This window comes from Cobetia sp. PDI-23MA (assembly GCF_059507735.1).
Window position 1 is genome coordinate 2,385,655 of record NZ_CM183352.1, and the last position, 25,868, is coordinate 2,411,522.

The window sequence follows — 25,868 nt, forward strand, 5'->3', positions numbered from 1 at the left end:
CTCAGAATCTGCGGCCAAGAACATTAATACTTAAACCATTTTAGGACGCTAATTTCAAATTTTACACCGAAAGTATCTACATCCTGTTGTAATTGTTTAGCTAAAAAATAAATGACAACTAGTGTTTTACTTACTAGACTATTATAGTCAGCGGTGCTGCCTCAACGGACATTAGGCATCATCCGGCAAGTTCCCATATTTTCACGAGGTGAGATCACCTTCATGGACGAAATGAGCATCCTGTCTGTCAACTCACATAGAGACTTCGTAGATCATGTGCCTTTGGCTATCACTACGAGCACCGAAGGTTACGCATTGCTCCTTGCCCGAACGCAGCAGGATACTTATCTCGTGATCGTCCAGCTGATGGGGCGCACTGTCTCGACAATAGAACTCGCCTCATCGCGTTATGCGGAATTTGTCATTCAGCTAATCGATGAACATATTCGGCAACACCCTGGGCTTCGGGGAGAGGAGCTCAATACGCACATTACTCTCAAAGCCAAGAACCATTTACCCCGTACCCCACTGCCTGGCGACTTTCTAGCTCCTGTCGCTTGATCGCCCTGGCCGCTGAGTGCAACCGCTCGCCTGGCGGCCAGCCAAGAACGGCGATAAGACCTTGATATGGCAGCACACGTTGGATAATGGGCATTATTGTGTGCGCAACGCCCCGTGCCGTCCCCCTCTTCGACCAGCATGATCTCAGTGCACTCACGAACTCGCACGCTTGCCTACAAGACGCCTCCTGAAAGCCTGAGAGATTCGTCCCCACACCTGCAAAGACTTGCCCTCTTGCGCGTGCACACTCATCATCGGGGAAAAGACTGCTTCTACTTCAAGGACTTCCTCTTTGGCATCTCGTCACTCCTCCGGCCCCAACCCCCGCGACATGAAACAACAGTTGTTGGACAAAGCGCGTGCCCGTCGCACCCAAGCTACCGCCGCCATGGCGGGCGAGGCTGACAATGATGTGTTTGCCCCCAGGACACCGACACTGGAGATCAGCGACGACTTCGTGCGCTTCGATCGCCAACCGGGCTATCAGCAGCTCAGCATGATGCAGCAGGCCGGCGCCGCCTTTGGCGTGCCGGAACCCTTCTTTCGCGTGCATGAAGGCTGCGCCGGTGCCACGACGCGTATCGAGGGGCGTGAGCTGGTCAACTTCGCCAGCTACAACTACCTCGACTACTCGCGCCATCCGGAAGTGGTCAAGGCCGCGTCTGACGCTGCCGCGCACTATGGCACCTCGGTATCGGCCTCACGCGCCGTCTCCGGCGAGCGACCGATCCACCAGCAGCTGGAAGCCGCCGTCGCGCGCACCTACGACGTCGAGGATGCGGTGGTCTTCGTCAGTGGCCACGCCACCAATGTCTCCACGCTGGGCTATCTGCTCGGCCCGAAGGACCTGATCCTGCATGACGAGTGGATCCACAACAGCTCGCTGGTCGGCGCCCAGCTGTCCGGCGCCCGCCGCATGCCGTTCGCGCACAATGACCCGGACGCGCTGGAAGCGCTGTTGCGTGCCCAGCGGGGCAAGTTCGAGCGCGTGCTGATCGTCACCGAAGGCCTCTACAGCATGGACGGCGACGTGCCGGACCTGCCGCGCCTGATCGCCCTCAAGCAGAAGTACCGCTGCTGGCTGATGGTCGACGAAGCGCACTCCTTCGGCGTGCTCGGCGAGCGCGGTCTCGGCCTGAGGGAGCATTACGACATCGCTGCGCGTGACGTCGATATCTGGATGGGCACGATGAGCAAGACGCTATCCGGCTGCGGCGGCTATATCGCCGGCTGCAAGGAATTGGTCAGCATGCTGCGCTACTTCGCGCCGGGCTTCCTCTACTCGGTGGGCATGCCAGCACAGGTCGCCGCCCCATCGCTGAAGATTCTCGAACTGCTCCAGGGCGATGATGCCAGGCAGCGCATCGCCCGGCTGCACGCCGTCTCCGGCTACTTCCTCAAGCGCGCCCGCGCCTTGGGACTCGATGTCGGCGACAGCCTGGGCGTTGCCGTCGTGCCGGTGATTCTGGGCAGCTCGCTGGTGGCCGCTCGCCTCTCCAACCAGCTATTCGAGGCAGGCTTCAACGTCCAGCCCATCCTGCACCCCGCCGTGCCGGAGAAGAGCGCGCGGCTGCGCTTCTTCCTCTCCTGCGAGCACACCGAAGCGCAGGTCGACGCCGTCCTCGACACGCTCATGCAGCAACTGAGCAATATCAAGGCGGGTCTTTGACCAGACTCATGAGCCAGAGGTGTGAACCAGAGTGACAAGTCAGCGCAGGAAGTCAGAATCGTGAGCCAAGGCTGATCGGGATTTCGCAGCCTTCGCTGCTGACATCCCACAACGAAAAACGCGGCCCTGCTTTTCAGCGGGGCCGCGTTTTTATCACGACAAGAATCAGTGGCGGAGCCAGATGTCAGTGGCTCAAGACTGCTCTGCCATCAGTTCGCTCAGCACCTGCTCGAACACTTCCTTGGGCTGAGCACCGCTCAGGGCACTGCGGCGGTTGAAGACGAAGGTCGGCACGCTGGAGATCCCCATCTGCTTCCAGTAGTTCTCATGCTGGACGACCTGCTCACGTGCCTCGGCGTCATCGAGTTGCGCGAGACTTTCCGTGGCATCCAGCCCGACCGCAGCCAGCGAGTCCGCCATCACGGCGCGGTCCGACATATCCTTCTGCAGTGCGAAGAAGTCCGCGAAGAACTGCATCATCAGGTCATGCTGCATGCCTTGCTCGGCGGCATACTCGAGCAGCACGTGCAGCTCGAAGGTATTGACCATGCGCATGTCGTCGAAGTAGTTGAAGACCAACCCTTCCTCCGCCGCCAGGTTGGCGAGGTTCTGGCGCGCCTCGACACTGCCCTTGGGCGTGGTGCCGTACTTGCGTTCAGAGTGCGCGCGCAGGTTCTCGCCATGGGCCGGCATGCCCGGGTTCAGCTCGAAGGGCTGCCATTCGATCTCGACCTTGTCTTCCAGACCCAGTGACTGAATGGCGCTCTCGAGGCGCTTGTAGCCAATGATGCACCACGGGCACACCACATCGGAGACGATGTCGATCTTGAGCTTGTCTTGCATATCCATTCTCCTGAGCGGCGAGGCAAGGCGCCTTACCGCTCGTCAATATTCGTGAGCGACTGCTCAAATTTGCGCATACTGTAGACCCCGTGCGTGCTCAGGTCAAAGCCTCTCCAGAGTGCCGAAGCGGCAGAGTGTCGAATCGCCAGAGCGCCAAGCGCTGAACGCTGTCGCCTCTTCAGGTCTGACATTCCATGCAAACATCCCGATCAGCCATACTTGGCTTGGGCTTTATCACAAGCGGCGGGCGGCGCTGCCTCAAGGCGACGCTCATGGGCGCGCAACGTGCCCCAGACGATCGCCAACCAGTAGGCGTAGATCATCACGCCGCTGGCCTGGGAGAACATCACCCAGGTCATGCCGAAATCGAGGAAGGTCAGCGGCAGCAGTACCCCGGCGACAGCCAGTGAGCGCAATGTCAGGTCGTCACAGTCCAGACGGCGATAGAAGAGGCGTAGCGGCACCAGATAGAGGGCCAGCAACGCAAGCAGCCCCAAGATCCCACGCTTGACCCACGCATCGAGAAACTCGTTATGGGGATGCGAATACTCCTGCACATGGCGACTCAGCTCGCCCTGCTCGATCATCGCATCACGCGCCTCGGTGTAGCCTGTCTCGCCTCTGCCTAGCCACGGCTGCTCGGCAATCATCAGCACGGCGCCCCGCCACATCTCGAGGCGCGCCCCCGCCGAGGTGCAGGCATTGCGGTCTTCCACGTACTTCGTGACATCCGAGACACCGGCTTCGACACGTTGCTGAACGCCGGTCGCCTGTGTCATCACCATCAAGGCGATCACCCCGGCACACATGAAGACGCCCAACCACAGCACACGCCGCGAGATCATCTCACCATAACTGCGATACAGCACCCAGGCGGCAAACGGGAAGCCGATCCAAGCGCCGCGCGTCCCCGACATCAAGGAGCCGATGATGCCGAACGCACCGCCAATCAGCAGCGCCAGCAACCAATAGCGCCGCCGAGCTCCCGCCTGACTCATTGCCCAGCCAAGGCCTGCCAGACACATCAGCCCCATCAACATGCAGATATCGCCGAAGTTGATGGTATTGGTGAAGCCCCCCCGCACGATGCACGCCCCACACCAGCTTCTGCCACATCGCCCAGCTGCCGGTCAGCACACTACCGAGGATCAGCCCGCTCCACATGGCCCCGTGCGATGGCGGGCACGACAACACCAGCAACAGCACGGGCACAGCCAACAACAAACGAATCGGCACGCCTGTCGTCTGCCACGCATCCCCCTGCAGCAAGATGCTCACCAGCAACAGGGCAGCGAGTCCTGCCACCACGCCAATCACTGCCAGGTCTTCCTTGTGGGCGGCCCCCAACAGCGCGCGCGGCTCTCGCAGCAAGCAATAGCCACTGATCAACACCAGCAACGCCGGTCCCAAGCTATAGCCAGAAGGCATCACCAGGCTGAGCAAGCCGAACAGGAAGACACTGCAGGAAACGGCGCGCGAGATCATAGGTGAAAAATACTGAGAAACACCGGATGAATCCGAGCGCGCAGCAGAAGCGAATGACGGCATACCTGGCCTTCCTGATTCAAAGATGACGATGTGAACGGTGATACGGGCAACTCAATCGAATACGGGAAAGCGCCATCGTGAGCTTGATGAGCGGGATAGCCTGACACAACTGCTCTCCTCCTTGGCATCAGGCGCGCAGCATGAAAGTCACCACCTGCTCCCTCTATCCCGTTCCCTGTGAGCCCATATGAAAACGCCGCATCACGAGGATGCGGCGTTTGAGTTTTGATCAAGAAACAGAACTCTGGATCAATCGTTGCCGAACAGATCGCGGGTGTAGACCTTGTCGACCACATCAGCGAGCTCTTCCGCCATGCGATTGCTCAGGATGACATCTGCTTCCTGCTTGAATGCCTCAAGATCACGCATGACGCGTGAACCGAAGAAGGTGTCTTCTTCCAGCACCGGCTCGTATACCACCACTTCCACGCCCTTGGCCTTGATGCGCTTCATCACACCCTGCATGGCACTGGCGCGGAAGTTGTCAGAACCGGACTTCATCACCAGGCGATATACCCCCACCACCTGCGGGTCGCGCTTGAGCACGGATTCCGCGATGAAATCCTTGCGCGTGGTGTTGGCATCGACGATGGCCTGGATCATGTTGTTGGGCACTTCCTGATAATTGGCCAACAACTGCTTGGTATCCTTCGGCAGACAGTAGCCCCCATACCCGAATGACGGGTTGTGGTAGTGCTGCCCGATGCGCGGGTCCAGCCCCACACCTTCGATGATCTGCTTGGCATCCAGGCCATGTGACTCGGCGTAGGTATCCAGCTCATTGAAGTAGGCAACGCGCATCGCCAGGTAGGTATTGGCGAACAGCTTGATGGCTTCCGCCTCGGTGCTGTCGGTGAAGAGCACATCAACACCCTGCTTGATCGCGCCTTCCTTGAGCAAACCAGCGAACACCTCGGCACGCTCGGAGCGCTCACCGACGATGATGCGAGACGGATGCAGGTTGTCGTACAGCGCCTTGCCTTCGCGCAGGAATTCCGGCGAGAACATCAGATTCTGTGTCTGGAAACGCTCACGCGCCTCAGCCGTATAGCCCACAGGTACTGTGGATTTGATCACCATCACCGCGTCAGGATTGATGTCGCGCACATCCTGAATCACCGCTTCAACACTCCTGGTATTGAAATAGTTGGTGGTCGCATCGTAATCCGTCGGCGTGGCGATAATCACGAAATCGGCATCGCGGTAGGCCACTTCCTTGTCGAGGGTAGCGCGGAAATTCAGATCTCCACGTGCCAGAAACTCATGGATCTCGTTATCGACGATAGGCGAGATACCACGGTTCAGGCCTTCCACCTTCTCCGGCACGATATCCAACGCGACGACTTCATGATGCTGAGAAAGCAGCATGGCGTTGGAAAGACCGACATAGCCGGTGCCTGCGATGGCAATTTTCATTTCAAATATTTCCTGTGTTTACCGTAACGAAAAGCTAAAAATACTGAAGACATCAGACTGCTGGCAGGCGCTGAAGTTCCTTGAGGGAAAGCCAAGTTGAATCACCGCCATCCTGCTTGAGCAATCTGATATCAACATCAGCACAGTCATGTACTGCCAAGAGCTATCAGTGAATCTCAACTGATATAACGATAGCCACTGAACAATACAAATGAAAACCTGACTATAAAGATGACATCTGGATTAGGTAACGAGCAGCGCAACCCTACTAGTTGGAAAAGTACTTGCGGTACCACTCCACAAAACGGCGAGCCCCTTCTTCTACCCCGACTTGCGGACGATAGCCAGTCGCGGCAAAGAAATCTTCAGTATCCGCCCAGGTCTGAGACACATCCCCTGGCTGCATATCCATATAGTTTTTCTTGGCCTCAATACCCGTGGCTTTCTCAACGGCACTGATGAAGTCCATCAGCTGAACCGGGCTACCATTACCGATATTGTAGAGAGCATAGGGTGCAGGACTTTCATCCGGAGCAAGGCCCTCCGCTGCCGATTTCTGACCAGCCTGCGGGACGACATCCTTGATGCGAATGATCCCCTCAACGATATCGTCAATGTAAGTGAAATCACGCGATAGATCGCCGTGGTTATACACATCGATGGACTTGCCTTCGAAAATGGCCTTGGTGAACTTGTACATAGCCATATCTGGGCGACCCCATGGGCCATATACGGTAAAGAAGCGTAGGCCAGTAGTCGGGATATCGTATAGATGTGAGTAAGTATGTGCCATCAATTCATTGGATTTCTTGCTCGCCGCATACAAGCTGACCGGGTGATCAACACCGTCCTTGGTAGAGAACGGAACCTTGGCATTCAATCCGTAAACAGAGCTGGAAGAGGCATAGACCAGATGCTCAATCCTGTGATGACGGCAGCCTTCCAGGATGTTCAAGAAACCCAGCATATTGGCATCCGCATAGGCATGCGGGTTTTCCAGCGAATAGCGTACCCCTGCTTGAGCGGCCAAATGAATGACATGAGAAATCTCGTTGTCAGCAAAGACTTTCTCTACTGCATCACGATCTGCAAGATCAAGCTTCAGAAACGTAAATTCAGAAGACTGCTGAATGCGCTCGAGGCGAGCCTCTTTCAGCGAGACATCGTAGTAATCATTGAGAGAATCAATACCAATGACATTTTTTCCTGCTTCCAGCAGTCGCTTGCTGACTTCTGCACCAATGAAGCCTGCAGCTCCAGTAACCAATACTGACATTATTATTTACTCTTCTTGGCAAGTATTTCTTCAGCAACATCAAGATAACGCTGAATCACGTATTGTTCGTCAAATTTCTCTTCAGCCAACTTCCTGGAGTTGGCCTGCATCTCTGCCAGCTTTTCATCTGAAAGATTGATGACCTTTTCCATGGCTTCTTTCAGAGCTTCTGTATCACGGGGAGGCACGAGGAAACCATTGACACCTTCGATGACAACATCACGACAACCAGGGGTGTCAGTAGTAATAATAACTTTTCCGGCAGCGGCAGCCTCTAATAGGCTACGTGGAGTTCCTTCTGGATAGTATGAGGGAAGAACTACGCAATCAACACTTTTTAAAAGGTTTGGCATATTTTTTACATGACCAAGAAAAGCTGCTCTGTCGATTGCAGTAAATTCAGCGATAATTTTTTTACATATAGAACGTTGTGAATTATCCTCAACTCCGGCTAACCTAAAGTAGCTTGAAGAATGATGTGGAGCTAATAGCTTAGATGATTCAACAAACTCTGCAATTCCTTTAGGATATATTAGTCTTGCAGCCATTAAAAAAGTAATACCGCTAGCTTTATAAGTTGGACAGAATTTTTTCAAATCTACGCCCGAACCAGGTAAAACTTCAGAGCAACACGGATCTGAATATCCTGAGTCAATATAACATTGATAATCTTCTTTATTCTGAAAGAAAACATGATTAGCTCGCTTATAAAAAAAACCAATAAGCTTACTGTATATTTTCCCAAGGACACCACCAAGCTGTGAAGCTTGGCCAACTCCAGAGACATTCGGTATACAAGGTATGCGTAATACCCAGCAACTAATCAAAGAATAAAGATTGGTTTTAGGATTAAACGAATATACGACGGCGGGCCGCTTTATGATTAATATAAAAAAAATAGATACTAATGAGCAAATCTCTTTAATAGCGTTTTTACTAGTGGGGTTTAAATATACATTAATAACTTGCGCGGACTCTGAGTAACTAGGAATCCCATTATCATCCTTAGGTGCTAAACAACTTACAGAAAATTTATCTGAAAAAGTTTTGATAGTAGAACTTCTGAAATTCTCTAAATACCAAGCACTATTACCTATAAAAAACACACGAGTCAACTTTGACATTAATTTTAACCTTTCGAGATATTTATAATTACATTATTCCATAGACTGGTAATATGACTCGTGCTGCAGTTAAATTTTATATATTGCTGCGCCAAAGAACCCATAGACTTCCTGGCATTGTCGTCCAAAGAATAGAGTTTTAACATAGAGTCTGCTATATGTTTATAGCTAAACCCATTCGAAACATAACCATTAGCACCATCCTGAATCATCTCTGGCGTAGCCCCAGCAGGAGTAACTACAGAGGGTAGACCGAAGTACATTGCCTCCATTAACGCATTAGGCATACCTTCTCTTAAAGATGGTAAAATAAAAGCGTCAGATTTTTCGAAAGTAGTTCTAACATCATAAGAGTGTCCTAAGAACACCAACTTATCTTCTAAGTTTAATTTAGCTGACAATTTTTTTAATTTATCTTCTTCTGGACCACTACCCAAGATATACAATTTCGTATTAGCTGTACCAGAATTACAAAATTCCTTAAAGGCATATAACAATTGTTCGAGATTTTTTTGTGGCGCTAATCTACCCACATAGCACCAATCAAAACTAGATTTGTCCTGCTTATGAGTTAATGCACAACCCAAATTATCTGGAAAAAAATAATTAGGAATAACATCAACAGACTTATTCAAACATTTCAAGCACAAACGTTCTTCAGCTTTTTTGGAATTAGATAATGTTTTGGTGTCAAGTAATGAGGTCAACCGAATAATGACATCTCTCCAATAACCACCATAACTTGTATTTCTATAAGATGTTATTACAGGTATCCGTAGAACTGTCCCAAGTATTCTTCCGATCAAGGTAGCATGATATAAAAAGCAGACAATTAAATCCGACTTATTTTTACGAAAGTACGAATACGTCTTTATTATTCCGGACAATGAAGAAGTAGAAGAAAGATTAACGACTTGAACTTCGGATGACAATAAACTCTCATATGCTTGTCCATTTTTAAGAGTTACTATTTTGACGTTATGTCCTAATTCAGCTAAATTATTAGCCACATAAATGAGCTGCCTTTCGGCCCCACCAGTGTGCATTACACCAATAAAGAAACTAATCTTCATATATAACCCTTTCCAGTTAGATGCTAGAGGATTTGTCTTATGTTATCACAAGGATATGATTATAAATAAAAATTATAGACATCATAGAGCAAATTATCTGGTTTATAGTGCAATAAAAAGTTTTTATATTCTATCAACATCAATATAGCCATATTAAATAAACTTAGCTTTCTATTGAAGTGGTCCCCGTAATGCGGACCAGGCGCTAAGCTCTGATCAGACCGACCAGGAGAGCTTGATCATGAGCAGGAAACGTCGACAGTACAGCGGTGAGTTCAAAGCCAAGGTAGCCCTCGCCGCCCTCAAGGGAGAACAGTCCACGTCGGAGATCGCGGCCCGCTTCGAGATCCACCCCACCATGGTGAGTCAGTGGAAACGCGAACTGCTGGACAACGCCACCGGCGTCTTCGAGAGCAAGAGTTCCGGAAAAACCGCCCAGAAGACCCAGGAGGAGATCGATACACTCTACCGCGAGATCGGCAAGCTGACGGTGGAACGGGATTTTTTGTCACGCGGGCTCGGTCGTTGAGCCGGGCCCAGCGCGTGGCACTGGTCGAGCCGCAGGCGCCCGACATCAGCCTCCGGCGTCAGTGCCAGCTACTCGGTATCAGTCGCTCCTCGATGTACTATTAACGCAAGGCACTACGGGCCTATGATCTGGAGTTAATGCGTCTGATCGACGCGGAACATCTGCGCACACCGGTCTATGGCTCACGAAGGATGTCAGCCTATCTCAATCGCTTGGGCACGCAGTGAGCCGCAAGCGCGTCCAGCGATTGATGCGCGGGATGGGGCTACAGGCTATTTATCCGAAGCCATGCACCAGTCGGCCAGGCACGGGACATCGGATCTATCCTGACTTGCTGCGAGGGCGAGTCATCGACCGTCCCAATCAGGTATGGGCGACTGATATCACCTATATTCCTTTGGCGCGCGGGTTCATGTACCTGGTGGCCATCATGGACTGGCACAGCCGTCGCGTGTTGGCCTGGCGGGTCTCCAACACCCTGGATACAGACTTCTGTCTCGATGCTTTGGAGGAAGCCCTGGCGTGCTATGGAAAGCCCGAGATATTCAATACAGATCAAGGCTGTCAGTTCACCAGCCAGTCGTTCACCGAAGTTCTAGAAGCCCATGATGTCCGGATCAGCATGGACGGCAAGGGATGCTATCAGGACAACATATTCGTGGAACGACTCTGGCGCAGTGTGAAGTATGAGTGCGCTTACCTGAAGGCTTTCGAGAGCGGCGCCCACTTGCGAAGGGATCTGAAGCGTTACTTCGCTTGGTACAACACGGAGCGGCCCCACCAAGGGCTAGACGATGCTACACCTGATGAAGTGTACTTCTCTCAACCACTGACCCAGGCGGCCTGACGCCGATGATGACCTGATCCGAGCTTAGACGACCCGTCAGGTGGTCCAATGGATGGGGTCCACTTCAGTATTGCTCAATTTATAATAGCCTAGAGATTAAGACCAATAATCTATACCTGTAGGGTGCCGGATGATCGGATTTCACAACGAAGCTATCCTTTGTTAGCCTCTCGTGAGCTCATCAAGCAATTGATTCAGGAAAAGCTTCATGGACATCAAGCTGCATAAGCAAGCGACGACGACACCGAAAATCCGTGCCGACATCCAAGCAGCTCCCTCCAGCATGACGAACAAAGATCTCGCTCGTCAGTTCGGGGTCAGCGTCTCAACTATACAACGCTGGCGCTATCGTGATGATGTCCTGGATCGTTCCCACACACGTCATAACCTACTCGCGACTCTGACCTCAGAACAGGAAGAGATCGTCATCGCCGCACGTGAACTGCTTCGCCTGGGGCTCGATGATCTACTTGTCGTTGCTCGGGAATTCCTGAACCCAAATCTGTCGCGTTCCGCACTTCAGCGCATGCTCAAACGACGTGATGTACCGACTCTCGCCAAGCTGGCGCGTCAAGATGCGAAGGAGGACGAAAAGCCCAAGCATCGGCCTTTCAAGGATTATGAGCCCGGGTATGTGCACATTGATATCAAGCACCTGCCCCAAATGCCTGACGAAGATCAGAAGCGTTATCTCTACGTCGCGATTGATCGTGCCACTCGGTGGGTGTATCTGGAGGTCAGATCAAGTCAATCTGCAAAGGACGCCCAGGCGTTCATGAAGCGTGTGGAAGAGGAGGCTCCCTTCACGATTCGAACCGTGCTCACGGACAATGGTAAATCCTTTACCGATCGCTTCACCGTGGGTGGCGAACGTAAGCCCAGTGGAAATCATCTTTTCGACCAGGAATGTCAGAACCATGGTATTGAGCATCGATTGATCAGGCCAGGCAGACCCCAAACGAACGGGATGGTGGAGCGCTTCAATGGGCGTATCAGCGATGTTTTGGCGACTCGGCGTTATGACTCAAGTGAGGATTTAGAACAGACACTCGAGCGTTATTGCTGGCTCTATAATCACCACATTCCTCAGAAGGCACTACAGCACAAAGCGCCTATAGCAGCAATGAAGGAGTGGCAGGTCGAACGACCTGAGCTGTTTACGCAAGCTATAGTCAATCAGACGGAACCCGACATATACCTCTACCCCACCCAAAGCCTGGCTCACCTAATCTGTCTGTCCACTGAATAAAGAAGAGAACAGCTATCATGCTTATAAAAATTAAAAACCTACTATTCCTTAGCTTTAATCCAGAGAGCAGGACTATCAGTATTGCACTTTCAAATATCCTAGCTGATACAGGAAATAGCAAATAGGTTGAAGTATAAAATACTAGTATATATGTGGCTAAACTATTATTTTTTATATATTCACTCCCTTGGGATAAGAAAATCAATAGACACATAGACCAAAATACAAGCCCTAATCCACTGGCATGAGTCATTTGTAATTCATAACGCTCACCTTGTCTAGCTCCTAATTTGCTAGCTAGCCATAAGCTTAAGATAGATAGCGAGACTGATATTATGAAAAACAAAATAACTTTTATCCCGTACGAAGCTCTGAAGTAGCGAAATGCTTCAGTTATGTATATAAAGAATACTATGAAAAAAAAGGAGGAGTGTACAAATGGTGTAATTAGAATTAGATAGATAGACTTGTCTTTGTTAAAGCAAAAATAGAAATACAAGAAAAGTGCTATAGCTAAACCTTGTCTAAGGTGAACTATGTTATTTTTTACAACTTGAGGCATTAGCAAAAATACAATTAACAAGATAAAGTATTTTTTTCTGTTATCAAAACCACATATGAACTTAAAAAAGCAGAGAAAAATATGATGACTCTAAGGGTGTACTCCTGGTTTAAAAAAGATGATAAAGATACATTAACTAGCAACCATATTGGTTCGTTTGTTAATAAGCTTAAGAAACCATTTGACATATAACCAAGAAGAATATTATAAGAATTCTCAGCATAAAAAAGATAATTCACCCTATCGTAAAACGCATCTATAGGTAGACAGAAAAAAATAAAAGCATACAATAAAGCAAATAATAAACTGGCTAATTTCCAAATATAATGAGAACCAACATTCATTTAAGTTACTGCCTCAGATTTATAATTTGAAAAAATCAATATATTGCTTTGAGATGTACTCTACTTCATATTGCATAGATCTTGAAATTAATTTTTGCCTGTCAATAGGCAGCGTATATACTTCAATTATAGCCTGGCTAAGTTGTTGTGGATTTTGTATATCGACTAATGGGCCATAGTTACCGTTATCCAATATTTCCACCGGGCCGCCTGCACATTTAGTAGATACAACTGGACAACCTACAGCCATAGCTTCTACAAGAACATTACCAAAACCTTCATATATAGACGACAATACAAATATATCATGCTTGAATATTAGTGATAAAGGCTCTTTATTTTCCTCTACAAAAGTTACTTTTTCCTCAATTTTTAAATGTTTAGCATATTCTTTTAACTCTGATTCTTGTTGACCTTTTCCTAAAATTGTTAAATTTATATCATGGGTATCCAATACAATACTAATTGCCTTTAAAAGAGTCTTAAAATCTTTCTGCTCATGCAAACGACCAATAGCCACTACTTTTATTACACTATCGGATTTTTTTATTTTATTTTTTAAGTAATATTTATCAGCGTCTTCTTTGAAAAAGACAGGGTTAGAAATTATAGTGGAACTACTATTATTAATTCCAACCTTATGCAAAGACATCAAAGTGTCTTTTGAGTTAGCAATTAAGCCGGTACATCTTCCATATATAAATTTAGCTAAATTTAACAAAACCTTATCGAAAAAGTACGCTTTTCTTGGTACTAATACGTTAGCCTCTCTTACGAACAATTTAGTTCCGGTATGCTTACCACCTGCTAATAACCAAGCTAACCCTACTGCTATATTTATATGTATTAAGGTCGATATCATTACATCAGGCTTATTCTCTTTTATATATTTGTACATTTTGTAAACACTAAGCGAAGCCTTAGTATTTAAATTAATTACTTTAATCCCTTTTTTTATTAATTCATCTAAAAACATACCTTTTTTTTGAAATAGAACTACTTCTACTTGATATTTATCTAATTTGGTAGCAGCTATAGCAAGATTTAGTATTACTCTTTGAGCTCCACCAGCTCTCATATTCGACACAATAAAAGTAATTTTCTTACTTTGACACATTTATTACACTCACTTTGATTGTTGTAGAAATACTACATATACTAAATCAGTTTTCTGTGAAGCATTAGTTAAATTTTTTACGTACTTTATTAATAACTTCTACTAAACATTCTTTAATATAGATAGGGAATAGTTTTTGGTAATACCTTAATTTTGGTTTAGCCAATATAGCTAATCTTGAAACACTAATATGGCTATTAACTTTTTTGATTTTCCAGAATATCGGATCATCAATATAAAGTGACTTAACAGCTTTTAGGAGAGTATTTCTATTATAAGTATTATGAGAATTCTTAGCTTTCTTAGACCCGTGGCGAGTATCTTCCTTGAGTAAACTTAATGGTGATCTAAGTGCGGCCAAATGAAAACCATGGTAAGGTCTAAAATTAGTTAGTTTCTCTCGTATATTCTCGTTAAATGATTCATCCAATATTTTATATAGAACCCTTTCATCCACACCTACTTTATCGAACTCATCAAATTCAGTTTCTAACTTAGCACTATCATAAAAATAACAGTGCGACTTTATTTTACTGAAGTATATATCTGTTTCAAAAAAATGGAGCCCAGTCAACCGATCCTCTTTTCTTACAGCATTACTAAAAGGTAAACCTGTTAACTTCATAGAATCGATATGCTGCTGCGATAAAGCGGGCTTTTCAGGTACTATAAAAAAGTCTATATCTCCTATATAGACGTAATCAAATCCCTGGAAGTAATTCTCATTTATAAACCATCTTAGTGCGGGCTTGGCATGAGGATATTTCGATTTTGAAAGCACTTCGGTTGATGTTGGAAGATCGTCTGAATTTAATTCGATAATTTTAAAATTATTAGATATTTCAGCTTCTATTATTTCTAATGCTTGAAGTACATTATGAGATAGAGGATCATCTACAAAAACATAACAACTATAGTTAGGATAAGACTTTAAAACAGAGTATATATAAAAAGGTATAAATACTTCATAGCTTCCAAACACATAGCATGCTACGCACACTGATCGTTTATCATTTGAAGATGCATACAGAGGGGTTGATTCTTGAAACATAGTAGATTCTCTATTTAGTTTATAACTTCTTAAGAAAAATAGCCTAAAAAAGACTAATATTCTTGAAAATTAAAATTTATTCACTAGCGTATTCTGTTGAAGTTAAGATCAGCAAGTGTATACAAATCACTATTGACAATGATATTTAATTAGCATTTTTTCCCCTTTCTATACCATACGTATAATAAAGGACATGCACCATAAGCAAAATATTCATTACACTACTTACTATGCAATATATCGCTATAGCAAGAACAGCATCCTCAAATAAGTATATCCCAATAAACAGAGCTACTAATGTAGAAGCTAGATAAAAAACACGATACATTAAATATACTTTTTGTAACTTTAATGGCGCTATCGCTCTTGTGCAAGCTGCTGCACTAAAAGCAGTGAATAACCAGAGGCTAATCCACTGTGCGTATAAGCCAGAATCAGCCCATTCAATACCAAAGACAAAAGTAAATATTTCAGGCCCAGCTATCATTACAATTGTATATGGTAACAAGGATAACAAGCTTAGAGCTATAGTGAACTTAACTAAAAAATCAAACGGATTATCTAGTTTTTTTACCTTATCGGTAAACTTAGGGAAAAATACATCTCCAACTGCTTTAGTTAGCAAAAACCCAGGCACCGCTAAGACCGTTTTAGCCATTACATAATAACCTGCTGCAGCACTACTCAAGAAGCTAGCAAGTATTATGACAGGTAGATTTCTAACCATAGCACTTAAGAAAGATTCGGGCATTCTATAAATCGGAAAATCAGAATATTTTTTAGCTAGATCTAAAATTATAGGCTTTATCTGAGATGTTGGTCTTAAAAAAAATATCAAATTATTTTCATTAACAGGCTTTACCTGCATAACTATCTTTGTTAATATTCCTAAAAATGTTGCTGATATTAAAACCCACACTGTTGGACTAAGTAACCCAAATCCTATTTTAGTACCATTAACGACTAAACTAGAAATAAAGTTAGAACCACTTATGTAACCAAAGAAGTTTTCTTTTATTAATATATTTTCAGAAATTTGATTAAGCGTAATAAAAAAAATAAATAATGGTACAAAATATAGCCATGTTTCAATTTGTATATTCCACGGTGTAAACTGATCGATTAATGTTACTAGGCCTAAGGCAATAATAATAATTAGAGAAATTATTGCTCCAGACATTACCGATATCCAAACCATACCAGCAGCTTCTCTTCTATTATTAGCTAGTACAATTGCTACCGGATATGAAAAACCTGCTATAGGTGTTAATATTGCCAATATTGATTGAAAACTACCTAACATACCAATATCAGAGGGAGTAAATAGTCTACTTATAATAGGAATAGCAAGCATTGAGATTAATTGCGCACCGGAAGCTCCTACTAACATAGCTAATATATTCTTCACTATTTTGCTTCTGAACAACCCATCCTTGATATATCCCATAAAGTCTGTTCCATAAGCAAATACAACGGAATAAAGGCACTAAACCGATTGATAAATCTCTATACGCCGGCGGTCTCAATGACCAAGTGCAACACGTGACCCATCAGGTACGGTGTTGCCATGAACCACTGCTATCGCCATCTTTCTGCTGAAGACCGAGCCGCCATCATGACGATGAGAGCGACTCACTCGATCCGAGCTATCGCCCATCATCTGGGCCGTGCACCGAGTACCGTGTCGCGAGAAATTGCTCGCCACTCCATCAATGGCTACGATGCCAGCCTCGCAGGCTACCGGGCCCGCCTGACACGCCATCGGCCCCGTCGGCGTCCCAAGCTGCACCCCGACAGGGAGTTGTTTGAAGTCGTGGTCCATCTGCTGCGCAAGTACTGGTCACCGCAACAGATAGCCCGCACACTGAAGCGCATGTCTCCCAACGATTCATGTCGACAGGTCTCGCATGAGGCCATCTACAACGCGCTCTATGTGATGCCCCGCGGCAGCCTCAAAAAGGAACTTATCGCCTGCCTGCGACAAGGCAACGGCAAACGCCGGCCACGAAATCGTGCCACGGATCGGCGCAACCAGATTCCCGGTCTGGTTAGCATCCACGCGCGACCGCCTGAGGTCGAAGATCGTTTGATGCCTGGCCACTGGGAAGGCGATCTCATCATCGGTGCCAACAATCGCTCTGCCGTCGGTACGCTGGTGGAACGCACCACGCGATTGGTGATTCTGGCGAAAGTGGATGGCACCACCGCAGCGGCCGTTGGCTTCAGCGACAAGCTAAACGAGGTGCCGCGATCGCTGCGCTTGTCCATGACCTACGATCAAGGCAGAGAGATGGTGAGACATGCCGAGATTACCCAGAAGACCGGCACGGCGATCTACTTCGCTGACCCGCATAGCCCTTGGCAGCGAGGTTCAAACGAGAACACCAACGGGCTGTTGCGGCAGTATTTGCCAAAGGGCACGGATCTCTCCGTCTACAGCCAAGAAGAGCTCGACGAGATCGCCGACTCACTGAACACACGGCCTCGCCAGACACTGGACTGGCGAACCCCACTGAAAGTCTACGCCGAGATGCTCAAGAAATCCGTCGGCGGTCCGAGCACCCTTCAATAGCGTTGCGCTTGGAACTTGAGACCGCCGTCATTAATCTTAAAACAAATCTATCTATAAGACTTTAACATACGTAGGTATCGCAATCATCAACTATTTAAAATCAACACAGAGTGCAATAAAAAATATAACGACGATTAACGACTACCTTTGCCAGTAAGAACAATGCGAACTGTACGCATTATTACTAGTATATCTAACCATAAAGAAAAATTCTTAATGTAGTAAAAATCGTATTCTAACTTCTCTACCATACCATCAATTTCAGCTGCATATCCCTGTTCAACTTGTGCCCAACCAGTAATTCCGGGTCGTACAACATGCCGATAATGAAAGAATGGCACATCTTTCTCATACCATTTTGTCAAACTCATTGATTCTGGACGCGGGCCTATCATGCTCATGTCGCCCTTTAATACGTTGAATAATTGAGGAAGTTCATCCAAGCGACATTTACGAATGAAGTGCCCAACACGGGTGATACGAGGATCATGGCCTTCTTGGGTGAAACCAGTGCCCTTCATGTCAGTATACATACTACGAAATTTGTAAACTGTGAAGGGACGACAATGGAATCCCATACGCTGCTGACAGAATAGCGCTTTACCAGGGCTATCCAGACGAATGGCAAGTGCAGTCAATAGCATGACGGGAGCCAGCAACGGAATAAGGATCAGGGCAGCGAAAATGTCCATGCCGCGCTTGATGACTTCATAGTCTTCACGCGGGGTGAGTGAACCAAACTCATTGGCATAGAGATGATCCAACAGTACCTTACCGGTAATCATTTCATGTGCCTGGGTGGCGTGATACACCGGAATACGGTGTATCGTGCAATCGGCAAGAAAACGCTGCCACTCTTCAGGGAGGTCAGCATGCAAGTCCGCGACTACTGCATCGATTCGCTTCATGCCTGCGAGAGTTGGTGATTCCATTTGATACCAATACACTGATTTGCTCTGATCACTGCACAATACTGATGCCTTGCCAAATGGCACTACTGCCATACGTTTGGTATTCACCTTACTGTCGATATAGTAGAAAGTACCACCAAAGATGATAGCCAATGCAAAGGAAATTCCCACCTGAAGGCGTGATACCTCAATGTCTAGCATACCACAGATGACAACAAGTAATGTATAGGATGCTGCAACTGTTGGAATCACATACGTGAAAGATCGTGTCCCTGGCAATTGACAAAGGCGATTTATTAGCTTTATTGATAATGAAAAGGAAGCTGCTGTCCCCAATATAGCATTCCACTGCGCAGATGTGGAAGTATTCCAAAAATCAATACCCCAACGGTACATGGCCGGTAAAATAACAACCAACAATACACCAAAACATGTTTGTAGCCTTTTGCTAGCTAATAATCGTTCATAATGTCGTGAATAGCGACGTTGATGCTCCATTGCAGTGCTCACCTCTTTCATGACATGTCCCTACGGTATTAGGTTTTGTACGAAAAGCCTTTTTGCTAATGTGGTCCATACACATCCAGTATAGGTGCGGTATGACAGGACGCTACGAAGTCTCTGATAGCCAATAGCAATTGATCGAAGACATTGTGTCATTGGACCAAGCGATGGGCAGGCCCAAGAAAGATGACAGGCAGATGCTGAACGGCATCTTTTGGGCCCTCTGCTCTGGCGCCAAGTGGCGCACCTTTCCGTTAATCATGGCCATTGGTGTACTGTCTACGCCGGGTTTCGACAGGGCGTGATGAGGTCATTTTTGAGACGGTCTTGTCGCGTCTCCAACTACGGCTTCACGAAGATAGGCTGATGGATCTGAAAACCTGGATGATCGGCTCAACTACTGTTCGTGCAGCACATGCCTCCGAGGGTGGAAGCAAACAAAGGGGTCTGCTGGGGAATCTCATCCGGCCACTAAAACATTGCCGCGACATCGTGGCAGACAAGGGCTATGACAGTGATGAGTTGCGCCGTTACTGAGATTGCGTTCGAATCAAGCCGATCATCGCTCACCAAGAGATGAAACGAAAACCGTGTCCAGGTCTCTCACACGGTTTCGATAAACCCATGTATCGTCTGGGTACATCGTAGAGCGCTCTTTCAGTTGGCTGAAAGAGTTCCGTCGCATTGAGACGTGATATGAGAAGTTGGCTCGCAGCTTTTATGCGATGGTATGCATAGCTTGCATACTCCGATGTCTACGAGCCGACTTTTCGTATAGAACCTAGATTATATCTAAAATTATAGATGACCTTAGATATTATAACAACTACTACTCTGCGAATAGATGTTAGCAGCCTTGCGTTCTACAGCATTTAAAACCCCGCCATTCACTGTTATTCCACAAACTTCTAGCCGCTTCAGCGAGGCCTCTATTTCCTTGGACGAATTTACCTCAAACCGTGATACCAAAAGTGTAGTACCCACAAGCTTACCAATGACGGCTGCATCAGTTACTTCTAGAATGGGTGGAGAATTTATGATTACTAGATCATAATTCTTACTAACTGTATCCAAAAACTCCTTGAACTTGTCTCTCATTAACAATTCCGAGGGATTTTGAGGGATATTACCGCGTGCTACATAGTAGAGTGGTTCATGTTTAGATACTGGCCTTATAACCTCTTCCAGCGCTTTTTGTCCTACAAGCAGGTTACTCAGACCGCATTCAGAGCTTTCATCAAAAATAGAATGTATATGGCCCTTACGCATATCTGCGTCTACTATCAATACTTTCTTGCCAGCTTGAGCACAGACTGCAGCCAAATTAACCGTAATAAAGCTCTTTCCAATACCTGAGCTAGGGCCTGCAACCATTAACGTATTAGAACTAGATTCGCGCATTGCGAAATGAAGACTGGTACGTAGTACTCGTAACGACTCTATAGCAAGGTCCGTAGGGGTACTCATGTACAATAGTTTATTATCAAACTTCTGAGCACGCTTATTCCATAAGGTTTTTTTGTTTCGATTTGATTGACTTTCTACGCCCGAAAACGGGATAGTAGCGTATACTGATAAACCCAGCATTTCCAGTTGGTCTGGCGATTCCACACTACTTCGAAAGCCGACACGTAATAGTATAACCCCTATGGAGAGCATCCCTCCGATTAGTATCGCAATAGTCAACAACATAGTTTTGCTTAACTTAACGTTCTGCGGAGAGACATCTACAACATCCATGATACTGATATCACCTATCATGCTAGCCTTGAAGACTTTTATCTCTTGCACTTTATTTAACAAATGTACGTAGTTTGCTCGAAGTACTGCCACATTGACTGAAAGGCGTAATGCTTCCTGGTCCGTGTCGCTCAGCTTTTCAACTCTGTCATTCAACTTTTTTAATTCACGTTCTCGCTGTGCTATTCTATCCAACAATGCGGCATATGTTGATTGACTTGGAATATAATATTTAGCGAGCTCGGTCCCCATTAACTCTAGCTGATTAACTTGAACTTCAATATTAATGATGCGATCTAAAAGGACTTTAGCCTCCAAAGAGAGTTCCTTCTCATCACTATGCGAGGCTCTCAAAGCCTTCAGACGCGATTCCGCTTTACCCAGCTGGATCCGTAATCTCGGCAACTGCTTCTCAAAATAACTGAGAGAGCTGGGAATTTCTTCACTTTGAAACTGAACGTTCTGTAAATAATATAGATCCCTTATCGCATCCAAGGTACGCTGTAGCTTGGGAGGATGCTCACCATTCAACGTTAATGACAGTATTCCTGTGTTGTCGCCGACCACTGTTACGGAAAGTGAATTGCGCAAATTGTCGACCACCTGCGCACGACTTGCATGAGTTAACACAAATTCTGCGCCCGGAGCCGCATGCAAGGAAGTTATACGCAATTGAATCTGACCATCGACAAAACTATTCAGTTGATTAATACTCCCTTTACCTAGCAGCTCCCCCTCCTTGAGCAGCTCATAATGTCCAGCATCAACAACACGTAGAGTAAAATTATCACCGATCATGGCCTCATCAATAGGCATTTCACTTATGGTAATGCTCTCGTTTGCCCAAGTACTCGCCCACCCTTGAGCAAAACTAGGCCGCTCCACTCCATGCCGCATGAGCAAGTTACCCAATACCGGTAAACGCTTTGGAGTGACATTGATGTCCAGATTGAGCAGGTCTATCACGCGGCTCAAGAGCACCCGGGATCTAATGTTCTCGATCGCAATTTCGGACTGAGAAAGCGGCTTCTGGACCAATTTTTGATTGTTGTTTGTTAGTGAATTGCTTGAAGTTTCACCCACAACTTGTATCTTGGCCTCTGCCTTGAAGGCTGGTATAGGCGTGAATATTGCGCTATAGATCAGCGCTAGAATGGCAAACAGAGCTGTGGTCGCAAATATCCATACCTTGTGGTCGATCAGGATGCCAAACAAACGCCCCAGATCAATAACATCCTCATCTGTGTCACGTCTGGCAGAATCTTGCACCCCGCTCGTGGTTTTATAATAATTTTGATTTTTATTCATATTACACCCTTCAAGTATATCTGCTCTTATGAGAGCTAGTAATAGTTGGTAATTAAGAAAGAGGTAGGCTTGCTTGCCCGCAGATTCTGAGTGCAACACCTGAGTTTATCTGTAAAGCATTACGCTCATATTATACTCAGAACTAGGTGTATGGGTCCCAGAAAGTAGTAGATGAGATGTTGATAGTATCGCTCAGGATCATCTTGCCAACGCTCAAGAATGAAACCAATGGGTATTTCCCCCTTGAGCGCTCGCAGAGCGCCGAGCATTGTTATAATGCCCAAAGATAGTCCTTTAGGTGGACACTAAGCTCTTCTAAGGTTGCATAATGGATGCTGCGGGAGTGGCTTCCTTGATCGTATTTTTTTATCCGTTCAACCTACCCGTTTGTCCAAGGATGGAAAGGACATATCAGGCGATGTTCGATGCCATGTCGATGGTAGACCACGCCGAACCAGTGTGGCTTGTTGGTTTCTGTTCCGCGTCGCTTAGCGAATTGCGCACAGTTGTCTGGCAGCACGGTGTGGGCCCGATACGGTAGCTGTTACAGCGTATCTTCGAGAAACTCAGCGGCCTGTTCCCGCTTGGCCTGCCGTTAAAGCCGGGCATGTACGAATTTGGAGGTACGATCGACCGCCACGAACAAATACGCCTTACCTTCATCGATACGGACTTCACAGATGTCTATATGTAGGTAACCGATCGGGTAATGTTTGAAGGATGGTTTGTCCCTCGTTTCAGGGATTGACGAGGTATCTGATTGATACCGTGATGCGCATACAGGCGAGCCAGGTGGTGTAGTGGCACAGTGAATCTGGCCACCTGACTTTGAGTGTATGATGGCTCACAGAGACAATCAGGTGCAGATGATGACGAAGAAGAGAACGTTTAGCCCGGAATTTCGCTTGGAAGCGGCCCAGCTCGTGGTCGACCAGGGCTACACGCTGAAGGCGGCGTGTGAGGCCATGGGGGTTGGCAAATCCACCATGGAGTATTGGGTTCGCAGGCTTCGCGCTGAGCGGGCAGGCAAGGCGCCGCTGAAAGGTGAGGCTCTGACGCCGGAACAGCGTGAGATCCAGGAACTGAAGCGCAAGCTGCGGCGAGTGGAAGAAGAGAAGGCAATATTAAAAAAGGCTACTGCTCTCTTGATGTCGGACTCCCTGAGCAATTCTCGATAATCGAGCGACTTGAAGAGAGCTACGCGGTGCAGCACTTGTGTCAGGTGTTTGGGGTGCATCGCAGTAGCTACCGGGCTTGGCGTAGTCGGGATAGAAGACCTTGTGAGACTGAGCAGAAGCTGCTGGATCAGGTTGTCGAGGCGCATACCGTCAGTAACGGCTCTGCCGGCGCTCGCAGCATTGCAAAAATGGTCACGCAGGCAGGATACAGTTGAGTCGTTATCGGGCCAGCAGGCGGATGAAGCAGCTGGGGCTGATGAGTTCGCAGCCGCCGAGGCACGCCTACAAGAAGGCTGATCAGCCACACCTGGATATACCGAATGTTCTTGATCGGGAGTTCGATGTAAAGCAGCCCAATCAGGTATGGACCGGCGACATTACCTATATTTGGACAGGGGCACGCTGGGCTTATCTGGCAGTGGTCATCGACTTGTATGCTCGTAAACCCGTGGGGTGGGCATTGTCCCTATCGCCGAACACGGAGTTGGTAAAAAAGGCGCTGACCATGGCCTACGAATCGCGTGGAGAGCCACAGAATATCCTGTTTCATTCGGACCAGGGGTGCCAGTACACCAGCCGGGCATTTCGGCAGATGCTCTGGCGCTACCGAATGACGCTGAGTCTCAGTCGCCGTGGCAATTGCTGGGACAATGCCCCAACAGAGCGCTTCTTCAGAAGCCTGAAAACGGAATGGATACCAGAGATCGGCTATCCCGATGTTGCTGCGGCGAAGCGATCTGTCACTGATTATATGATCGGCTACTACAGCAGGCTCAGGCCGCACAAGCATAACGATCGGTTACCACCGAACTTGGCAGAAAAGAACTACTGGAATGCTCAAAGCTCGGTGGCCAAAAAACGGCTCTTCGACGTTTCATGTGGATTTGGCTTCATCCAGCATGCGCCCCACGGGGCTGCCGATCAGGTAGATCATCGCAATGAAATTGCTTTCGTTTCGGTAGCCGCGAGCGCGAGATCTGGCAGCCTGAAAGAGGCCGTTCATGCCTTCCAGACGTGCGTTCGTCAGGCTTGAACACCAGCGCCTCACAACCTGGTCGGCATGTCGCTCCAACGTATTGAGTGCTTTTGCCATTGGCTTGAGGAGCGTGTGGCCGGCGACTGCCTCACGCATCACATTGAGGTAATTCGTGATGCGCCAACGAGCCCCGCGCGCTGTCGGTGCGCGACGAATCCACCTCAGCTTTTCCTTGATAATCCATGCATTCGCGGTAGCCCCTTGGTCAGCAACCAGCTCCCGGAGGGCGACCAGCTGCTTTTCCGTCAGGTTGTGGTTATCCATGCTTTTCAGCACTGCCCAGCGCAGGGCCTTGGGATGGGTTTTTTCTCGACGTTCCCGCTTACGCACTTCATCCAACGCCTTGGTGAACGTCTGCACGATATGGAACCAGTCAACCGTCACTCGAGCATCAGGAAGATGTTCAGCAGTGCCATTGAGGAAGGCCGGCGACATGTCACACACGACTTCAACCACATTGCCCGGGGCGCCGCCATGTGCCTCTAGAAAGGCGCTGAACGCCTTGATCGTCTCTTTGCCACGTCCTTGGACAGCAAAGATCACCGGCTCTTGTTGGCGTTGCATATCGAGAAATACGGTGACGTAACGTTGCCCTCGACGTGATGCCGTTTCGTCTACCCCGACATTGGCAACCTGAGAAAGATCCAGGTCTCCCAGCATACGGCCTACGTAATGATGCACGATGCGCCACAAACGCTTGTCAGTGACTTCCAATTGCCGAGAGACGGCGAGCACGGGCATCTCCCTGACCAACGACATGGCAGCCTGTTCAAACAACAGTGTGAAACCACTATCAGGGCGAGCCCAGGGCACCTCGACTCGCTTGACGCCGTGCTCTGGACACCGGGTGCGAGGGACGCGGGCATAGAGATAGCAATGATGCTGGAAGAAGTTCAGGTGTCGCCAGGACTTGTCGGCAAAGTCATGCGCCGGGCATGCCTTGCCGCATTCCGGGCAGGCATAAAGGCTCCCCCGGTCGGCTTCCACGTAAAGCTCGAGACGATGCGGAGATGACGTGGTATCCAGATGCTGGTCCTTGAGTTTCCAAGGCGCTTGCAAGCCCAAGCCAAGGGTCAGGACCTGAGTACCATCCATGTCAATTCTCCAGTCTGTTCGGGGCCCATATCCTGGACCATTCCAGGGCACTAATTCCACACCTGGCGTCGAAGAGCCCAAAAAACACTTGACCACTACATGGTGCGCCGAAGGTGATCGCAGCAGTCTCCTCAAGATCTGTCAAAGAGGTAGAGTTTGGTTGCTTGCGCCCATGCGTTCATCTTCCACGGAATGGCGATAGCGCCATTTACGCACCGTTTTAGGATTAAGGTTATAGCGACGGCTCAACTCCGCGATCGAAGCTGACGATCGCTGCATGTCTTTTCGGATGGCGTGCATGGTCTTGGCGCGTTT

At 47.8% G+C, this 25,868-nt stretch carries 18 protein-coding genes and 2 pseudogenes; 8 read left to right on the forward strand and 12 right to left on the reverse strand.

Annotation, left to right across the window (positions count from 1 at the left end; genetic code table 11):
• Window positions 1–222: 222 nt before the first annotated feature.
• The gene (locus tag AC5WNJ_RS10080; protein ID WP_495929563.1) at window positions 223–561 is read left to right on the forward strand and encodes a hypothetical protein; all 339 of its coding nucleotides are present in this window, start codon (window positions 223–225) and stop codon (window positions 559–561) included.
• A 331-nt stretch (window positions 562–892) separates the two neighbouring features.
• Window positions 893–2,230, forward strand: a complete 1,338-nt coding sequence (locus AC5WNJ_RS10085; RefSeq protein ID WP_176678392.1) for an aminotransferase class I/II-fold pyridoxal phosphate-dependent enzyme — start codon at window positions 893–895, stop codon at window positions 2,228–2,230.
• A 192-nt stretch (window positions 2,231–2,422) separates the two neighbouring features.
• Here AC5WNJ_RS10085 and AC5WNJ_RS10090 read toward each other — a convergent pair whose 3' ends face one another.
• The 6 genes from AC5WNJ_RS10090 to AC5WNJ_RS10115 form a co-directional block, all read right to left on the reverse strand.
• Window positions 2,423–3,073, reverse strand: a complete 651-nt coding sequence (locus AC5WNJ_RS10090) for a DsbA family oxidoreductase (protein WP_176677336.1) — start codon at window positions 3,071–3,073, stop codon at window positions 2,423–2,425.
• A gap of 209 nt (window positions 3,074–3,282) precedes the next feature.
• Window positions 3,283–4,158, reverse strand: a complete 876-nt coding sequence (locus tag AC5WNJ_RS10095; RefSeq protein WP_495929565.1) for an O-antigen ligase family protein — start codon at window positions 4,156–4,158, stop codon at window positions 3,283–3,285.
• A gap of 712 nt (window positions 4,159–4,870) precedes the next feature.
• Complete coding sequence (locus AC5WNJ_RS10100) at window positions 4,871–6,037, reverse strand: nucleotide sugar dehydrogenase (RefSeq protein ID WP_176677339.1); 1,167 nt, start codon at window positions 6,035–6,037, stop codon at window positions 4,871–4,873.
• 268 nt (window positions 6,038–6,305) lie between these two features.
• Window positions 6,306–7,313, reverse strand: coding sequence for an NAD-dependent epimerase (locus tag AC5WNJ_RS10105; RefSeq protein ID WP_176677340.1), 1,008 nt, complete (start codon window positions 7,311–7,313; stop codon window positions 6,306–6,308).
• Between the two features lie 2 nt (window positions 7,314–7,315).
• Window positions 7,316–8,437: a glycosyltransferase family 4 protein gene (locus tag AC5WNJ_RS10110; protein WP_176677341.1), complete on the reverse strand. Its 1,122-nt coding sequence runs from the start codon at window positions 8,435–8,437 to the stop codon at window positions 7,316–7,318.
• A 5-nt stretch (window positions 8,438–8,442) separates the two neighbouring features.
• On the reverse strand, window positions 8,443–9,510 hold the full coding sequence (locus AC5WNJ_RS10115; protein ID WP_495929567.1) for a glycosyltransferase: 1,068 nt from the start codon (window positions 9,508–9,510) through the stop codon (window positions 8,443–8,445).
• Window positions 9,511–9,751: 241 nt separating this feature from the next.
• Between AC5WNJ_RS10115 and AC5WNJ_RS10120 the strand changes: the two are divergent.
• A pseudogene (locus AC5WNJ_RS10120) lies at window positions 9,752–10,886 on the forward strand (IS3 family transposase).
• Window positions 10,887–11,094: 208 nt separating this feature from the next.
• Window positions 11,095–12,135, forward strand: coding sequence for an IS481 family transposase (locus AC5WNJ_RS10125; protein ID WP_495929569.1), 1,041 nt, complete (start codon window positions 11,095–11,097; stop codon window positions 12,133–12,135).
• Between the two features lie 925 nt (window positions 12,136–13,060).
• Here AC5WNJ_RS10125 and AC5WNJ_RS10130 read toward each other — a convergent pair.
• The 3 genes from AC5WNJ_RS10130 to AC5WNJ_RS10140 form a co-directional block, all read right to left on the reverse strand.
• A complete protein-coding gene (locus AC5WNJ_RS10130; protein WP_225346882.1) occupies window positions 13,061–14,158 on the reverse strand; it encodes a glycosyltransferase in 1,098 nt (365 codons plus the stop codon).
• Window positions 14,159–14,222: 64 nt separating this feature from the next.
• Complete coding sequence (locus AC5WNJ_RS10135) at window positions 14,223–15,209, reverse strand: hypothetical protein (protein ID WP_225346883.1); 987 nt, start codon at window positions 15,207–15,209, stop codon at window positions 14,223–14,225.
• Between the two features lie 145 nt (window positions 15,210–15,354).
• Entirely contained in the window at window positions 15,355–16,656 is a 1,302-nt protein-coding gene (locus AC5WNJ_RS10140; RefSeq protein ID WP_176677346.1) for a lipopolysaccharide biosynthesis protein, read from the reverse strand.
• A gap of 120 nt (window positions 16,657–16,776) precedes the next feature.
• Here AC5WNJ_RS10140 and AC5WNJ_RS10145 point away from each other — a divergent pair, with 120 nt between their 5' ends.
• Complete coding sequence (locus AC5WNJ_RS10145; protein ID WP_176677347.1) at window positions 16,777–17,781, forward strand: IS30 family transposase; 1,005 nt, start codon at window positions 16,777–16,779, stop codon at window positions 17,779–17,781.
• A gap of 134 nt (window positions 17,782–17,915) precedes the next feature.
• On the opposite strand, the gene AC5WNJ_RS10150 is transcribed toward AC5WNJ_RS10145, so the two are convergent.
• Entirely contained in the window at window positions 17,916–19,211 is a 1,296-nt protein-coding gene (locus AC5WNJ_RS10150; RefSeq protein WP_225346884.1) for a sugar transferase, read from the reverse strand.
• Between the two features lie 134 nt (window positions 19,212–19,345).
• On the opposite strand from AC5WNJ_RS10150, the gene AC5WNJ_RS10155 reads away from it, so the two are divergent.
• Window positions 19,346–19,501: a hypothetical protein gene (locus AC5WNJ_RS10155; protein WP_455580286.1), complete on the forward strand. Its 156-nt coding sequence runs from the start codon at window positions 19,346–19,348 to the stop codon at window positions 19,499–19,501.
• A 61-nt stretch (window positions 19,502–19,562) separates the two neighbouring features.
• Complete coding sequence (locus AC5WNJ_RS10160) at window positions 19,563–19,733, forward strand: hypothetical protein (protein ID WP_455580287.1); 171 nt, start codon at window positions 19,563–19,565, stop codon at window positions 19,731–19,733.
• A gap of 273 nt (window positions 19,734–20,006) precedes the next feature.
• On the opposite strand, the gene AC5WNJ_RS10165 is transcribed toward AC5WNJ_RS10160, so the two are convergent.
• Entirely contained in the window at window positions 20,007–22,244 is a 2,238-nt protein-coding gene (locus AC5WNJ_RS10165) for a polysaccharide biosynthesis tyrosine autokinase (RefSeq protein WP_495929571.1), read from the reverse strand.
• A gap of 869 nt (window positions 22,245–23,113) precedes the next feature.
• Between AC5WNJ_RS10165 and AC5WNJ_RS10170 the strand changes: the two are divergent.
• Window positions 23,114–24,275 (forward strand): annotated as a pseudogene (locus AC5WNJ_RS10170) (IS3 family transposase); the annotation flags it as partial.
• A gap of 21 nt (window positions 24,276–24,296) precedes the next feature.
• On the opposite strand, the gene AC5WNJ_RS10175 reads toward AC5WNJ_RS10170, so the two are convergent.
• Window positions 24,297–25,553 carry an ISL3 family transposase gene (locus AC5WNJ_RS10175; protein ID WP_495929573.1) on the reverse strand — a complete coding sequence of 419 codons (1,257 nt, stop codon included), beginning with the start codon at window positions 25,551–25,553 and terminating at the stop codon, window positions 24,297–24,299.
• Window positions 25,554–25,868: the final 315 nt, after the last annotated feature.